Source organism: Streptomyces sp. NPDC002463, from assembly GCF_042889835.1.
Lineage (GTDB): Bacteria > Actinomycetota > Actinomycetes > Streptomycetales > Streptomycetaceae > Streptomyces > Streptomyces nymphaeiformis.
Window position 1 is genome coordinate 279,814 of the sequence record NZ_JBIARL010000001.1, and the last position, 14,244, is coordinate 294,057.

Below are 14,244 nucleotides of genomic sequence, written 5' to 3' on the forward strand. Positions count from 1 at the left end.
ATGTCGATGATCCGCGACCTCACCGCCGCCGTCCGCCCGAGCCTGCGGCACACCCTCCGCAAGACCCCCACCACGTACACCTCGTACGACCCCACCCGTGACCACTCGGCCTCCAGCGCCGTGGTCGACTGCGCCGTCTACCGCGACGGACGCCGGGTCGACGACCGCGCCTGCCTGACGCCGCGCGGCGCGATGCGCCAGGTACGGGAGAGCGGCGGCTTCGCGTGGATCGGCCTGCACGAGCCGACCGAGGCCGAATTCGCCGGTATCGCAGCCGAGTTCGGGTTGCACCCGCTCGCCGTCGAGGACGCCGTCCACGCCCACCAGCGGCCCAAGCTGGAGCGGTACGACGACACCCTCTTCACCGTCTTCAAGACCATCCACTACGTCGAGCACGCCGAACTCACCGCGACCAGCGAGGTCGTCGAGACCGGCGAGGTCATGGTCTTCACCGGCCCCGACTTCGTCATCACCGTCCGGCACGGCGGCCAGGGCTCCCTGCGCAACCTCCGCCACCGCCTCCAGGGCGAGCCGGAGCTCCTCGCCAAGGGCCCCTCCTCGGTCCTGCACGCCATCGCCGACCACGTCGTCGACGGCTACATCGCGGTCGCCGACGCCGTCGAGCTGGACATCGACCAGCTGGAGATCGACGTCTTCTCGCCGGCCGCCAAGGGCTCCACCCGCGGCGCCGACACCGGCCGGATCTACCAGCTCAAGCGCGAGGTGCTGGAGTTCAAGCGGGCCGTCACGCCGCTGCTGCGCCCGATGCAGCTGCTCTCCGAGCGGCCGATGCGGCTCGTCGACCCCGACATCCAGAAGTACTTCCGGGACGTCGCCGACCACCTCGCCCGCGTCCAGGAGCAGGTCGTCGGCTTCGACGAGCTCCTCAACTCGATCCTCCAGGCCAACCTGGCGCAGGCGACCGTCGCGCAGAACGAGGACATGCGCAAGATCACCTCGTGGGCGGCGATCGTCGCCGTCCCCACGGCGGTCTGCGGCGTGTACGGCATGAACTTCAAGTACATGCCGGAGCTGGAGTGGAAGTACGGCTACCCGATGGTGCTCGGCGCCATCGCCGTCATCTGCTTCACCATCCACCGCACCCTCAAGCGCAACGGCTGGCTGTAGATAGGCTTCGGGCCATGACAGAAGAGCTGCTCGGGTCCGCCCTCGTCGAGGAGGCCACCAAGAAGTCCGGCCTCGTCTGGGTACGGGGCACCGGCCCCGCCCGCGCGCTCTGGCACGTCTGGCACGACGGCGCCGCGCACGTCGTCGGCGACGGCCCGGGCGAGCAGCCGCTGCCTGGCCTGGTGGACGGCGGCACGGCCGAGGTGACCGTCCGCAGCAAGGACAAGGGCGGCCGGCTCGTCGCCTGGACCGCCGCCGTCCGTGAGGTCTCCCCCGGTACGGAGGAGTGGGACGCGGCGGTCGCCGAGCTGAAGGGCAAGCGGCTCAACGCCTCCGACGGCGAGGCCATGCCGGAGCGCTGGGCGCGCGAGTGCCGCGTGGTGCGCCTCGATCCCCGCTCCTCGACCACGGAGCTCCCGGACGGCTCCCTGGCCGCCGTCCCGCTGCCGACGGCGGCGAACACCCGCCGGCCGATCCCGGCGGGCCTGCCGAAGCTGCTGCTCCGCAAGAGGAAGCGCTAGGTACGGGGCAGCTGCTTGCCGTAGTCGAGGGTCTCCTCCTTCGACGGCGCGGCCAGCGGGAAGTCCTTGTTCCACTCGGACAGCACCACGACGCCCGCTCCCCCGCCCCGCGCGAACTGCACGGGGTACGGCACGCCGTCCAGGGACACGTCGAGCGTGCCGCCCTCGCCGTCGGCCCCGCCCTTGACCTTGACCGTGCGGACCCCGCCGATCTGGTCCCGGTCGCCCTTGACCTTCTCGCCGTGCAGGCCGATCAGACCGTCGAGGAGCGGCCCCATCTCGGTGAAGCCGCGCAGCTGCTTGTACGAGGGGTCGCCCTGCGGGACCTTCACGTACTTGTCGCCGAGCGTGTCGGCGGCCTCGGAACCCGCCTCCGCGGCCCCGTGGGTCGCCTGGTCGTCGTGGTCCCAGAACCCGGCGTCGGCCTTCAGATAGAGCGCGTCGCCGACCCGCAGCAGCTCGAAGGTGCTGTTCTTCGTCGTCACCGAGCCGGTGGCGCCGTCCTGCTTGAGGCGCATGTTCAGCTTGAACGTGCCGCCCTTGCTGACGAGCGTGCCGGAGAGCCGTACCGCCTTCGCCGCGTCCGCCGCGGTCTGCGCCTTGCTCTCGATCTCGGGCGGGGAGAGTCTCCCCACCCCGTTCGTCCCCTCGTCCGGGTCCGCGGCGCAGGCCGTGAGTCCCACCGTCAGTCCGGCGCAGAGCGCCAGGGGCGTGACGGCCCTGCGGATACGCGATGCCGGAGTACGAACGGTCATCTGCGCTGCCTCTCGTGTCATGGGGGGGCGACGGGCGCGGCCCGTACGGGGATGCCGGGGGGCGGCCCCGCTCCGACCGGGCGGAGGGGCCGGGTCCGGCGCCGGGGGGCCGATGGGGGGAACGGCAGACCGCAGCGTACCCGGGACGGGTGAAGGGCCCCGCAGGCAGCCGTACGGAGGCGCTGCCGGGGCGGGGCGGAACGGCACGGGCTAGCCTGAACCCGGCAAAGCTCTGCAATCCCCGGCAAAGCTCTGCGAAAACTCGCATCGGCGACTCGAATCGTGCGGCACCGAGGAGGCGCGTGGCATGGCGGCAGGCGCCCCCCGGATCTTCGTCTCCCATCTCGCCGGAGTCCCCGTCTTCGACCCCGTCGGCGACCAGGTCGGCCGCGTCAGCGACCTCGTGGCCATGCTCCGCGTCGGCCGCAGGCCGCCCCGGCTGCTCGGCATGGTCGTGGAGGTGCTGAGCCGCCGCCGCGTCTTCGTCCCCATGACCCGGATCACCGGCGTCGCCTCCGGCCAGGTCATCACCACCGGCGTCGTCAACATGCGGCGCTTCGAGCGGCGCCCCACCGAGCGGCTCGTCCTCGGCGAGCTCCTCGACCGGCGCGTGACCCTCGTGGAGTCCGGGGAGGAGGTCACCGTCCTCGACGTCGCCATCCAGCAGCTGCCCGCCCGTCGCGACTGGGAGATCGACAAGGTCTTCGTCCGCAAGGGCAAGGGCGGGGTCCTGAGCCGCAAGGGCGAGACGCTGACCGTCGAGTGGTCGGCCGTCACCGGCTTCTCCCTGGAGGAGCACGGGCAGGGCGCCGAGAACCTGCTCGCCACCTTCGAGAAGCTGCGCCCCGCCGACCTCGCCAACGCCCTGCACCACCTCTCCCCCAAGCGGCGCGTCGAGGTCGCCGCCGCCCTCGACGACGACCGGCTCGCCGACGTCCTGGAGGAGCTGCCCGAGGACGACCAGGTCGAGATCCTCGGCAAGCTCAAGGAGGAGCGCGCCGCCGACGTCCTGGAGGCGATGGACCCGGACGACGCCGCCGACCTGCTGTCCGAACTGCCCGAGGAGGACCAGGAGCGGCTGCTCACCCTGATGCAGCCGGACGACGCGGCCGACGTGCGCCGGCTCCTGGCGTACGAGGAGCGCACGGCGGGCGGTCTGATGACGACCGAGCCGATCGTGCTGCGCCCGGACGCCACCGTCGCGGACGCGCTGGCCCGGGTCCGCCAGCAGGACCTGTCGCCGGCGCTCGCCGCGCAGGTGTACGTGTGCCGGCCGCCGGACGAGACGCCGACCGGGAAGTACCTGGGCACGGTGCACTTCCAGCGACTGCTGCGCGACCCGCCGTTCACGCTGGTCAGCTCGATCGTGGACAGCGACCTGCCGCCGCTCGGCCCGGACACCCCGTTGCCGGCCGTGACCAGCTACCTCGCCGCGTACAACATGGTCGCCGCGCCCGTCGTCGACGAGAGCGGCTCGCTGCTCGGCGCGGTCACCGTCGACGACGTGCTCGACCACCTGCTGCCGGACGACTGGCGGGAGACCGAGTTCCACGAGGAGGGGTCCGGACATGGCCGCTGAGCGCACCCAGGACCGGGAGCGGTCCGTGCCCCGCATCCGGCTCGACCTGCCGCGCGAGCGGCGGACCCGGCTGCTCCCGGAGTACGACCCCGAGGCCTTCGGGCGGCTCTCGGAGCGGATCGCCCGTTTCCTGGGCACGGGCAGGTTCCTGGTCTGGATGACCCTGACGGTCGTCGTCTGGATCGGGTGGAACGTCTTCGCGCCGTCGTCGCTGAGGTTCGACGAGTACCCCTTCATCTTCCTGACGCTCGCCCTGTCCCTCCAGGCCTCGTACGCGGCCCCGCTGATCCTGCTCGCGCAGAACCGGCAGGACGACCGGGACCGGGTCAACCTCGAACAGGACCGGAAGCAGAACGAGCGGTCGATCGCGGACACCGAGTACCTGACCCGGGAGATCGCGGCGCTGCGGATGGGCCTCGGCGAGGTCGCCACCCGCGACTGGATCCGCTCGGAGCTCCAGGACCTGATCAAGGAGCTGGAGGAGCACCGGGATCTATTCCCGTCCGGCGAGGACCGGGGAAGTGACGTACCCGACCGTTGACAGCCCTTTCATGGGCCCGTGGTCCGCGCCGTACCATCGTCGGTATGGCTACGGAAGACGCGGTGCTCGAAGCACTGGCGACGGTGAACGACCCTGAGATCAACAAGCCGATCACTGAGCTCGGCATGGTCAAGTCGGTGGAGATCGAACCGGACGGCAGGGTCGCCGTCACGGTCTACCTGACGGTCTCCGGGTGCCCGATGCGCGAGACCATCACGCAGCGCGTGACCGAGGCCGTCTCCCGGGTCGAGGGCGTCACCTCCGTCGACGTCTCGCTCGACGTGATGAGCGACGAGCAGCGCAAGGAGCTGGCGGCGGCGCTGCGCGGCACGAGCGCCGAGCGCGAGGTGCCCTTCGCGAAGCCGGGCTCGCTGACCCGGGTGTACGCGGTGGCGTCCGGCAAGGGCGGCGTCGGCAAGTCCTCCGTGACCGTGAACCTGGCCGCGGCGATGGCCGCCGACGGTCTGAAGGTCGGTGTCGTCGACGCCGACATCTACGGCCACAGCGTGCCGCGGATGCTGGGCGCGGACGGCCGTCCGACCCAGGTCGAGAACATGATCATGCCGCCGTCGGCGAACGGCGTGAAGGTCATCTCCATCGGCATGTTCACCCCGGGCAACGCGCCCGTCGTGTGGCGCGGCCCGATGCTGCACCGCGCGCTCCAGCAGTTCCTCGCGGACGTGTACTGGGGCGACCTGGACGTCCTGCTGCTCGACCTGCCCCCGGGCACCGGCGACATCGCGATCTCGGTCGCGCAGCTCGTGCCGAACGCGGAGATCCTCGTCGTCACGACCCCGCAGCAGGCCGCTGCCGAGGTCGCCGAGCGGGCCGGCTCGATCGCCGTGCAGACCCACCAGAAGATCGTCGGCGTCGTCGAGAACATGGCGGGCCTGCCGTGTCCGCACTGCGACGAGATGGTCGACGTGTTCGGCACGGGCGGCGGCCAGAAGGTCGCGGACGGCCTGACGCAGACCACGGGCGCGACGGTCCCGGTCCTCGGCTCGATCCCGATCGACGTACGGCTCCGCGAGGGCGGCGACGACGGCAAGCCGGTCGTCCTCTCCGACCCCGACTCCCCGGCGGGCGCGGCGCTCCGCGCCATCGCGGGCAAGCTCGGCGGCCGCCAGCGCGGCCTGTCGGGCATGAGCCTGGGCATCACGCCGCGCAACAAGTTCTGATACGACACGACGGAGGGCGCCCCCGACGGGGCGCCCTCCGTCGTGTCTAGGCGCCGTACGCGCCGAGGTCCTTCACCTGCGAGAACCCGAGCCCGTACGCGCTCATCCCCCGCCCGTACGCCCCGATGTGCACATCCCCGGCGGACCCGGCGAGCACCCACCCGAACTCGGACTCCCGGTAGTGGAACGGCACCGGCACGCCGTCCACGGGCAGCGAGAGGCCCGTCCAGGCCGGCCCGTCGAGGTCGTCGGCGAGCTCGAAGGCCGTCTCGGTCTGCTGGTCCAGCCAGTGGTCCCGCAGGGCGTGGTCGAGCGAGGCGGGCCAGGTGTGGGCCAGGAGCCCGGAGCCGGCCAGCCAGGCGGCCGAGGAGACCGTGGTGGCGTCCAGGACGCCGGTGCCGTCCCCGGTGCGGCGCACGGGGTTCGCGGCCACCGTCACGACGACGGCGAAGCGCTCCTTCTCCGCGCCGCCGGCCTCGGACTTTATCGACGGCTCGTCACCGTGGCCCATCGAGCCGTGCTGGACGGTGCCGTCCGCCGCCGTACCGACCTGCATCAGCCGGCGCGGGCCGGTGAACGCCTCGTCCAGCCCGTACCAGGCGAAGGGTGCGCGCAGAAAGCCATCGGCTTCCACCCGACTCGTCGTCTTCATTCCGGCCGCCTCCTCGTTCCGTCAACAGAGGGAGGATAGCCACCAGGGAGGAGCCGGTCGGTGACAGGCCGTCGTCAGGTGGCGTCCGAGTCGTACGGAGGACGCTCGGCAGTGCCCGGATCGTCTCGCTTGTCCTGCTTCTTCAGCAGGTCCGGGGAGCCGTTGACCGCGGCGGGCGCGGCCGAGGACGCGGGTGCGGTCTCGCGGCCGTGGACTGCGTCGGCGACCTCGTTCATCTCCTTCTTGAGGTCGAACGTGCCGCGCAGCTCCTTGAGCTCCTTGAGGTCCTCGTTGCTCTCCAGCTGCTTGCGGAGGAACGTCTTGGGGTTGAGGTCCTCGAACTCGAAGTCCTTGAACTCCGGACCGAGCTCGCTGCGGATGTCCTGCTTCGCGCTGTCGGAGAACTCTCGGATCTTCCGGATGAAGCGCGAGACGTCCTGGATCACCTTCGGGAGCTTGTCCGGCCCGAAGACGAGCACGGCGAGGACCACGAGCGTCACCAGCTCGAGTGCGCCTATGTCGCTGAACACCTAGTAGCTCCTTCACGCCGGTCCAGGGCCCGGTCCACGGTACCCGCCCAAACTGTCGGACGGGTACCTCGTGGCGTCCGCGACATGGCGCTCAGGTGCCCTGGGAGGATCCGAGCGTCAACGTCTTTGTCAGCTCTTTGCCGTCGCGGCTCAGGGTGAGTTCCAGCTTGTCGCCGGGACGGTGGGCGCGGATCTTCACGATGAGCTCCTCGCCGTTGTGCACGCGCTGGCCGTCGACCCGGGTGATGACGTCCCCCGGGCGGAGTCCGGCCTTGGCGGCGGGGCCGCCGGCGGTGATGGAGGCGGAGCCGTCCTTGCCCTTCTCGCCGACGCGGGCGCCGTCGCCGTTGAACTGCATGTCGAGGCTCACACCGATGACGGGGTGGGTGGCCTTGCCGGTGTTGATGAGCTCCTCGGCGACGCGCTTGCCCTGGTTGATCGGTATGGCGAAGCCGAGACCGATGGAGCCGGGCTGGCTCGCGCCTCCCTCGCCGTCTCCGGAGCCGCCGCCGGCGGCGCGGATCGCGCTGTTGATGCCGACGACCCGGGCCTTGGAGTCGAGCAGCGGGCCGCCGGAGTTGCCGGGGTTGATCGGGGCGTCGGTCTGCAGCGCGTCGACGTAGCTGATGTCGCTGCCGTCGCCCTTCTCGCCGCCGGCGGTGATCGGGCGCTCCTTGGCGCTGATGATGCCGGAGGTGACGGTGTTGGACAGGTCGAAGGGGGCGCCGATGGCGACGACGGGGTCGCCGACGCGGACGTTGTCGGAGTTGCCGAGCGGGAGCGCCTTGAGGCCGGAGACGCCGGTGACCTGGACGACGGCCAGGTCGTAGCCGGTGTCCTTGCCGATGAGCTTGGCGCGGGCGGTCTCGCCGCTGGAGAAGGTCACCGAGATGTCACCGGAGGACGCGGCGCCGTCGACGACGTGGTTGTTGGTGAGGATGTGGCCCTTGTCGTCGAGGACGAAGCCGGTGCCGGTGCCGGAGGAGCCGTTGCCCCGGACGTGCAGGGTGACGACGCCGGGCAGGGCGCTGGCGGCGATGCCGGCGACGCTGTCGGGGGCGCGGCCGGTGTCCCCGGCCTCGGCCTGCGGCAGCTCGACGGTGGTGAGCCCGCCGTTCCGCTCGACGTACGCGCCGATGCCGCCGCCGATGACGCCGGTGACGAGGGCGAAGACGAGCGCCCCGGCGAGGGCGAGCCCCTTGCGGGACTTCTTCGCGGGCGCGGGCGCGGGAGCGGCACCCGGGGCGCCCCAGGGGTCGTACTGCACCCAGGGCGCGGCGGCGACGACCTGCGGCTGGACGTGCGCCTGCGGGTGCGGGTGCGGGTGTGCCTGAGGCGGTACGGAGGCAGCCGGGCGCTGCACGGGCGGCGCGGGCGCCCAGGGCCCCGGCTCACCGTAGGGCGGCGTGCGGTACTCGTCAGGCGTGTGCAACGGCTGCCGCGCGGGCGCGTGGGCCTCGGCCCCGACGAGCACGGGGGCCGGCTCCGCCGGAGGTACGGCGGCGGGCTCGGGAGCGGCGCTCGGCTCCGCCGGGGCCGCGGGCGCGGACTTCGTCATATCCACGGCCGGCGCGGGAGCCGACTCGGTGGGGGGTACGCCGGCGGGCGCGGACGCGGCGGTCGGCTCCGTCGCAGGTGCCGCGGACGTCGTCGCAGGCGCGGAAGCCGGCTCCGCCGCAGGTGCGGCGGCGGAGGCCGACGCCGACGCGGACTTCGTCATATCCACGGCGGGGGCCTGCGGCTCCCCCGTCTGCTCGGCCTCGGCTGCCACTGGCTCGGCCACGAGCGGCTCGGCCTGCGGGGCCTGCCGCTCGGCCCCCTGCGGCTCGGCTTCCGGCGCCTCGGGCGCGGCCGGCTGCGGCGCGGGCTCCGTCACGGCGGCCGCCGACGGCGGCGGCCCGGCCGGAGCGGGCGGCTCCTGGTTCGGGGTCGGCTGGGGCGCGGGCAGCGGGAAGTCGCCGTCGGCCTCGTCGGGTATGCGTGCCGCCTCCGGTGTGCTCGAAGGCCGGCTCCACCAGTTCGGCTTCCCGTTGTTCATGCTCTCCCCGCAACCGCTGACCCGTCCGCGCCCCTGGGTCGGGCGCCCTGCCCCTGGATTCAACCAGGTCGCGGGTCAGCGGTGGGAGCCGAGCGGTCCGGTCGTCGGGCTCGCCATCGGGCCGGGCCCGGGGGCGAAGGCCAACTGGAGGGCCGGGGCCGTCGGCCGTATGAACGGCGAGAGCGCGAGGAGCGACTGCGGGGCCTGGTTCCGGAGGCGTACGGCCACGAACGGCGCGGCGGCGGAGCGCACCGCGTCCGGCGGGACCGCGCCCGACGGGACCGTGCCCTGGGCCGCGGCGACGACCGGGCCCTGCGGGACCGCGGCCGGGGTCACCGCGGCGAGCGGCTCGGCGTCGCCGACGGACCGGGCACCCGAACGCTCACCGGAACGCGTGCCGCGCCCGGTCGCGACGCTCGGGCCGCCGCCGGTCGCGGTGGTCCGCATCGGTGTGACCGCGCTGCCCGCGCCCTGGCCACCGCGCGCGCTCGCGCTCACCGAGGTCTCGAGGGGCAGCGTGCCGCCGAGGGCGATCGCCGCGAACGACACGGCGCTGGCCGCGGCGAACGCGAAGCGCCGCCCCCGGCCGGAGGTCCCGGTGGGGCGGTAGCCGACGCTGTGGATGCCGAAGGCCGCCCCGGGGGTGCCGGGGCGCGGGGTGACGACGGCGGCGGTGGCGAAGCCGTCCGACTTCACTCCGCCCGCACCGAGGAGCTCTTCGAGGGGCCCGCGCGGCCCGCCGGGCTCACCGGGACCCCCGGGAAGACCCTGGAGCCGGGCGAGGAAGCCCTCGGAGGGCGGCGGAGGGGCCGCGGAGGCGAAGACGCTCTTCAGCGTGCGCTGGGCGTCCGCCTCGGCCTTGCAGCGGGCGCAGGTCGCGAGGTGCGCGAGGACCCGCTCGCGGGCGTCGTGGCCGAGCTCGCCGTCGACGAGCGCGGCCAGCCGGTCCCCGAGGTGGTGTTCCGCGGGGGTCGGCGACGGGGGACGTGTGCCGCTCACGCTGTCCCTGCCTCCCATCCGACGGAGGCGAGGGCACGCTCCGCCCGGGCCTCGGGCGAGCGGTGCTTGAGCGCCTTGCGCAGGTGGGAGCGGCCGCGGTGGATGCGGCTGCGGACGGTGCCGAGCTTCACCCCGAGGGTCGCGGCGATCTCCTCGTACGAGAGGCCTTCGATGTCGCAGAGGACGACCGCCGCGCGGAACTCGGGCGCGAGGGTGTCGAGGGCCTGCTGCACGTCGGCGTCGAAGTGCGTGTCGTTGAACGCCTGCTGCGGCGAGGGCTCGCGGCTGGGCAGCCGCTCGGCCGCGTCGTCGGCGAGCGCGTCGAAGCGGATGCGCTGCTTGCGGCGGACCATGTCGAGGAACAGGTTGGTGGTGATGCGGTGCAGCCAGCCCTCGAAGGTGCCCGGGGTGTACGTCGACAGCGAGCGGAAGACGCGGACGAAGACCTCCTGGGTCAGGTCCTCGGCGTCGTGCTGGTTGCCCGTCAGGCGGTAGGCGAGGCGGTAGACCCGGCCACTGTGCGTGCTGACGATCTCCTCCCAGGTGGGAGGGGTCCACGCCTGCGATTCCGCGTCCGATGCGAAGGTCGCGGTGGTGGGAGCGGAGTCGGTGGTGCGGAAACGGTCAGCGGTGTCGGTCACGGATTTCGGCTCACCCGCCGACCTGAGAAGACGCCGAAGCACTCCTCCCCGATCCACAGGCGCAGCCGCACCTCCCCTGTCGGCTCTGGTGGTGTCCAGTGGAGCCCCTACCATAGCCACCTCGCCCGTTAGCTCCGGATAAGAATCTTTACGCGAATTTGGAACCGGCTCGCCCGGCGTCCTCCTCCGCGTCCTTCCCCTGGTGAACGCCCGGTCCCATCTGCGGGTTCCCGCTGACAGCGGATACAGTCACCGTTGCGTCAACTACGGGGACAGGAGAGGGCCATTACCGCCAACCGGTCGACGAGCTGGTCGTTCGCCGACGCCTTCGTCGCCGAGGACGAAGCCCTGCGCTGGGCCCGTGAGCGGGCCCGGGAGGCAGGGCTGCCCTCGGTGTCCCCGGGCACCGGTGGGGCGCTGCGCCTGCTCGCGGCGACGGCGGACGCCAAGGCGGTGGCGGAGATCGGCACCGGCACGGGCGTGTCCGGCATCTACCTGCTGCTCGGGATGCGGCCGGACGGCGTGCTGACGACGGTGGACCTCCAGCCGGAGCGGCAGCAGCTGGCCAAGACGGCGTTCCGGGCGGCCGGCTTCGCGGGCAACCGGGCCCGTTTCATCCCCGGCCGCGCCCTGGACGTGCTGCCGCGGCTCGCGGACGGCGGGTACGACCTGGTGTTCTGCGACGGCGACCGGCTGGAGTACCTGGACTATCTCGCTGAATCGTTGCGCCTGCTGCGACCGGGGGGTCTCGTCTGCTTCGAGGGCGTCTTCGCGGAGGGCCGCACGGTCGATTCGGGCGCCCAGCCGGCGGAGGTCCAGCGGATCCGGGAGCTGCTGCGCGCGGTGCGGGAGAGCCAGGAACTCGTGCCCTCACTGCTGCCGGTGGGCGACGGCCTGCTGTGCGCGGTACGCCGCGGCTGACGGCCCCCGAGCGCTCCCCGGGCCGCACCGCCCCGGACCGCGCCACCGACCGGGGACGTACCGCCCCCGGAGACACCGCTGCCCCGGTACGGCGGACCGTACCGGGGCAGCGCTCAGGAATCGTGGAGAAGAGGGTCAGCCGACGACCTTCTTGAGGGCGTCGCCCAGCGCCTCGGCCTCGTCCGGGGTCAGCTCGACGACAAGCCGACCGCCGCCTTCGAGCGGAACGCGCATGACGATGCCCCGCCCCTCCTTGGTCACCTCGAGCGGGCCGTCACCCGTCCGCGGCTTCATGGCCGCCATGCTTGTTCCCCTTCCTGAAACCAGCTCATCGTCAGCCGGGCAGCTCCTTGGTGTGGAGCACGCGTCACCGGCTTCGAACACATTGCTTCCAGGTCATTATCCCGCATGGCAGGACCCGATGACCAACATCGCTCGGCATCGCTTGCGCAACGCGCTCTCTCAAAACCCCACATTTCGGGGATCGGCCTGCGATACTGCGCCGCTCGACGTCGGAACGTCTCCCTTCAATCTTTGACGCAGCTCACATGGGCGGCGCGGGTGATCTCCGCCATGCTGGGCAGGTCAACCACGCAATGAGGCGAAGGGATCCCGATGGCCGACACGGTGCTGTACGAGGTGAGCGACGGGCTCGCCACCATCACGCTCAACCGGCCCGAGGCCATGAACGCACTGAACGTGGCGACCAAGGTCGCCCTCCGTGACGCCGCGGAGACGGCCGCGGCCGACCCGGCCGTACGGGCGGTGCTGCTGACGGCCGCCGGCGACCGGGCGTTCTGCGTGGGCCAGGACCTGAAGGAGCACATCGGGCTGCTCGCGGCGGACCAGGAGTCCGGCACGAGCGAGACCATGAACACGGTCCGTGACCACTACAACCCGATCGTGCGCGCGCTCACCGGCATGCGCAAGCCGGTCGTCGCGGGCGTGAACGGCGTCGCCGCCGGGGCCGGCTTCGGCTTCGCGCTCGCCGCCGACTACCGGGTGGTCGCGGACACGGCCTCCTTCAGCACCGCCTTCGCGGGCGTGGCGCTCACCGCCGACTCGGGCGTGTCGTGGACCCTGCCGCGGCTCATCGGCGCGAGCCGGGCCTCCGACCTGCTGCTCTTCCCGCGCTCGATCTCCGCGCAGGAGGCGTACGAGCTGGGCGTCGTGAACCGCCTGGTCCCGGCCGCCGACCTGGCCACCGAGGCGGAGAAGGTGGCCCGGAAGCTCGCGGCGGGCCCGACCGTGGCGTACGCGGCGCTGAAGGAGTCCCTCGCCTACGGCGCCGACCACTCCCTCACGGAGGCCCTCGACAAGGAGGAGGAGCTCCAGTCCCTGGCGGGCGCCTCGGAGGACCACACGATCGCGGTCCGCGCGTTCATCGCGAAGGAGAAGCCGCGGTATCTGGGCCGCTGAGCAGCCCCGGAACCCGTTCGTACGGGGGTGGGCGGGTCTATAGGATCCGCTCACCACTTGTACGCACACACCTGGGGGGTTCCGTGCGTCCTTCTCCTTCCGCGCGCCTTCTTCGCGGCGCGCTCACGGCGGGCGTGGCCTTGGGCCTGTCCGCCACCGCCCTGTCCTCTCCGGCGCTCGCGACGGACGGCTGGGACCGGTGTCCCGACAACGCCGTGTGCGGCTTCAGCCAGCCGCAGTACCAGGGCGACATGATCGTCATCCGGAAGCCGATGCTGTCGCTCGGCTCCTGGGACAACCGCATCCGGTCCTTCATCGTGAGGCTTCCCGGGTTCTCCGACGCGGTCTGCTTCTTCCCGCGGCCGGGGCTCGACCCCGAGGGCTCCACGCACTTCTACACGTCGGAGTCCTTCGACGAGAGCGCCTACCCGGAGTTCGACCGGGCGGTCAGCTCCGTGGACGTCGGCCCCGAGGCGGACGACTTCTGCGGCTCCGAGAGCCGCTACCCGGTCCTCTACGACAACCCGCGTCCGCGTCCCGCCACGCTCCCGGCGTCCGGCGCGTTCGGCGACCTGAACCACGACGGGTACGCCGACGTCGCCGCGCGCAACCTGGTCGGCCAGCTGTGGACGTCCCACGCCTACACGAGCCCCGGCCGGAACCTGCTCGTCGGCGGCGGCTGGGACGGCATGACCAAGCTGACCCGGCACGGCGACTACGACGGCGACCGCAACGAGGACGTCCTCGCCCGCGACAAGGCCGGCGTCCTCTGGCTCTACCCCGGCAACGGCCAGGGCTGGTTCAAGCCCCGCGTCAAGATCGGCGGCGGCTGGAACGGCATGCGGGACCTCGCCGCGGCCGGTGACCTCACCGGCGACGGCAAGGCCGACCTGCTCGCCTCCGACGGCGACGGCGTCTTGTGGACGTACCCGGGCAACGGGCGCGGCTGGTTCGGCGCCCGCAAGAAGGTCGGCGGCGGCTGGAAGACGATCAACGAGCTCGTCGGCGCCGGCGACATGAACTCCGACAAGAAGGCCGACCTGGTCGCCCGCGACACCGCGGGCAAGCTCTGGCTCTACCCGGGCAACGGCAGCGGCTGGTTCACCGCGCGCAAGCTCATCGGCACCGGCGGCTGGAACAGCCACGCCGAGCTGGCCGGCCTCGGCGACGTCACCGGCGACGGACGCCCCGACGTGGTGGCGCACGCCCGCGGCAGGGAGTCCTACGAGGGCCGGGTCCGGCTCCTCGTCTACCCCGGCACCGCCGACGGACACCTCCTCGCGCCCCGGGACCTCGGCGCCATCCGGTCCGCCGGCTTCGCCTTCTGACTCTCCTCTTCGTG

15 protein-coding genes are annotated in these 14,244 nt (G+C 72.4%); 8 read left to right on the forward strand and 7 right to left on the reverse strand.

What is annotated here, in order from left to right; all coding sequences use genetic code 11:
• Positions 1-1,128, forward strand: coding sequence for a magnesium and cobalt transport protein CorA (locus tag ACFYX3_RS01215; protein ID WP_116158995.1), 1,128 nt, complete (start codon positions 1-3; stop codon positions 1,126-1,128).
• 14 nt (positions 1,129-1,142) lie between these two features.
• Positions 1,143-1,649, forward strand: a complete 507-nt coding sequence (locus ACFYX3_RS01220) for a hypothetical protein (protein WP_382660831.1) — start codon at positions 1,143-1,145, stop codon at positions 1,647-1,649.
• On the opposite strand, the gene ACFYX3_RS01225 is transcribed toward ACFYX3_RS01220, so the two are convergent.
• Complete coding sequence (locus ACFYX3_RS01225) at positions 1,646-2,404, reverse strand: hypothetical protein (RefSeq protein WP_389006943.1); 759 nt, start codon at positions 2,402-2,404, stop codon at positions 1,646-1,648. The two genes, ACFYX3_RS01220 and ACFYX3_RS01225, sit on opposite strands and share 4 nt — an antisense overlap.
• Positions 2,405-2,711: 307 nt before the next feature.
• Between ACFYX3_RS01225 and ACFYX3_RS01230 the strand changes: the two genes are divergently transcribed.
• The 3 genes from ACFYX3_RS01230 to ACFYX3_RS01240 are packed head-to-tail and all read left to right on the forward strand — an operon-like array spanning position 2,712 to position 5,702.
• Positions 2,712-3,983 carry a magnesium transporter MgtE N-terminal domain-containing protein gene (locus tag ACFYX3_RS01230; RefSeq protein ID WP_116158998.1) on the forward strand — a complete coding sequence of 424 codons (1,272 nt, stop codon included), beginning with the start codon at positions 2,712-2,714 and terminating at the stop codon, positions 3,981-3,983.
• On the forward strand, positions 3,973-4,524 hold the full coding sequence (locus ACFYX3_RS01235; RefSeq protein WP_389006945.1) for a DUF1003 domain-containing protein: 552 nt from the start codon (positions 3,973-3,975) through the stop codon (positions 4,522-4,524). The genes ACFYX3_RS01230 and ACFYX3_RS01235 overlap by 11 nt, the downstream gene beginning before the upstream one ends.
• 44 nt (positions 4,525-4,568) lie before the next feature.
• Positions 4,569-5,702 (forward strand): Mrp/NBP35 family ATP-binding protein, encoded by a 1,134-nt coding sequence (locus ACFYX3_RS01240; RefSeq protein ID WP_116159000.1) that lies wholly within the window; start codon positions 4,569-4,571, stop codon positions 5,700-5,702.
• A 46-nt stretch (positions 5,703-5,748) separates the two neighbouring features.
• Here ACFYX3_RS01240 and ACFYX3_RS01245 read toward each other — a convergent pair whose 3' ends face one another.
• The 5 genes from ACFYX3_RS01245 to sigE all read right to left on the reverse strand — a co-directional run bounded on the left by ACFYX3_RS01245 (position 5,749) and on the right by sigE (position 10,676).
• Entirely contained in the window at positions 5,749-6,354 is a 606-nt protein-coding gene (locus ACFYX3_RS01245; RefSeq protein ID WP_376588372.1) for a hypothetical protein, read from the reverse strand.
• A gap of 74 nt (positions 6,355-6,428) precedes the next feature.
• Positions 6,429-6,884: a sec-independent translocase gene (locus ACFYX3_RS01250; protein ID WP_389006948.1), complete on the reverse strand. Its 456-nt coding sequence runs from the start codon at positions 6,882-6,884 to the stop codon at positions 6,429-6,431.
• Positions 6,885-6,975: 91 nt separating this feature from the next.
• Positions 6,976-8,922: a S1C family serine protease gene (locus ACFYX3_RS01255; RefSeq protein WP_389006950.1), complete on the reverse strand. Its 1,947-nt coding sequence runs from the start codon at positions 8,920-8,922 to the stop codon at positions 6,976-6,978.
• A gap of 75 nt (positions 8,923-8,997) precedes the next feature.
• Positions 8,998-9,921, reverse strand: a complete 924-nt coding sequence (locus ACFYX3_RS01260) for an anti-sigma factor family protein (protein WP_385659411.1) — start codon at positions 9,919-9,921, stop codon at positions 8,998-9,000.
• Complete coding sequence (gene sigE, locus ACFYX3_RS01265; protein WP_078908486.1) at positions 9,918-10,676, reverse strand: RNA polymerase sigma factor SigE; 759 nt, start codon at positions 10,674-10,676, stop codon at positions 9,918-9,920. The genes ACFYX3_RS01260 and sigE overlap by 4 nt, the downstream gene beginning before the upstream one ends.
• 141 nt (positions 10,677-10,817) lie before the next feature.
• Here sigE and ACFYX3_RS01270 point away from each other — a divergent pair, with 141 nt between their 5' ends.
• Positions 10,818-11,483, forward strand: coding sequence for an O-methyltransferase (locus ACFYX3_RS01270; protein ID WP_352028123.1), 666 nt, complete (start codon positions 10,818-10,820; stop codon positions 11,481-11,483).
• Between the two features lie 135 nt (positions 11,484-11,618).
• Here ACFYX3_RS01270 and ACFYX3_RS01275 read toward each other — a convergent pair whose 3' ends face one another.
• A complete protein-coding gene (locus ACFYX3_RS01275; protein WP_009997451.1) occupies positions 11,619-11,786 on the reverse strand; it encodes a DUF3117 domain-containing protein in 168 nt (55 codons plus the stop codon).
• 312 nt (positions 11,787-12,098) lie between these two features.
• On the opposite strand from ACFYX3_RS01275, the gene ACFYX3_RS01280 reads away from it, so the two are divergent.
• Entirely contained in the window at positions 12,099-12,902 is an 804-nt protein-coding gene (locus tag ACFYX3_RS01280) for an enoyl-CoA hydratase/isomerase family protein (protein WP_389006955.1), read from the forward strand.
• 83 nt (positions 12,903-12,985) lie between these two features.
• Positions 12,986-14,230, forward strand: coding sequence for an FG-GAP-like repeat-containing protein (locus tag ACFYX3_RS01285; protein ID WP_389006956.1), 1,245 nt, complete (start codon positions 12,986-12,988; stop codon positions 14,228-14,230).
• The last annotated feature ends 14 nt before the right edge of the window (positions 14,231-14,244 follow it).

What these genes read in the sequence shown, in the direction of transcription:
- ACFYX3_RS01215 (WP_116158995.1), top strand. Translation starts at nt 1, where the DNA reads ATGTCGATGATCCGCGACCTCACCGCCGCCGTCCGCCCGAGCCTGCGG.
- ACFYX3_RS01220 (WP_382660831.1), top strand. Translation starts at nt 1,143, where the DNA reads ATGACAGAAGAGCTGCTCGGGTCCGCCCTCGTCGAGGAGGCCACCAAG.
- ACFYX3_RS01225 (WP_389006943.1), bottom strand. Translation starts at nt 2,404, where the DNA reads ATGACCGTTCGTACTCCGGCATCGCGTATCCGCAGGGCCGTCACGCCC.
- ACFYX3_RS01230 (WP_116158998.1), top strand. Translation starts at nt 2,712, where the DNA reads ATGGCGGCAGGCGCCCCCCGGATCTTCGTCTCCCATCTCGCCGGAGTC.
- ACFYX3_RS01235 (WP_389006945.1), top strand. Translation starts at nt 3,973, where the DNA reads ATGGCCGCTGAGCGCACCCAGGACCGGGAGCGGTCCGTGCCCCGCATC.
- ACFYX3_RS01240 (WP_116159000.1), top strand. Translation starts at nt 4,569, where the DNA reads ATGGCTACGGAAGACGCGGTGCTCGAAGCACTGGCGACGGTGAACGAC.
- ACFYX3_RS01245 (WP_376588372.1), bottom strand. Translation starts at nt 6,354, where the DNA reads ATGAAGACGACGAGTCGGGTGGAAGCCGATGGCTTTCTGCGCGCACCC.
- ACFYX3_RS01255 (WP_389006950.1), bottom strand. Translation starts at nt 8,922, where the DNA reads ATGAACAACGGGAAGCCGAACTGGTGGAGCCGGCCTTCGAGCACACCG.
- sigE (WP_078908486.1), bottom strand. Translation starts at nt 10,676, where the DNA reads ATGGTAGGGGCTCCACTGGACACCACCAGAGCCGACAGGGGAGGTGCG.
- ACFYX3_RS01275 (WP_009997451.1), bottom strand. Translation starts at nt 11,786, where the DNA reads ATGGCGGCCATGAAGCCGCGGACGGGTGACGGCCCGCTCGAGGTGACC.
- ACFYX3_RS01280 (WP_389006955.1), top strand. Translation starts at nt 12,099, where the DNA reads ATGGCCGACACGGTGCTGTACGAGGTGAGCGACGGGCTCGCCACCATC.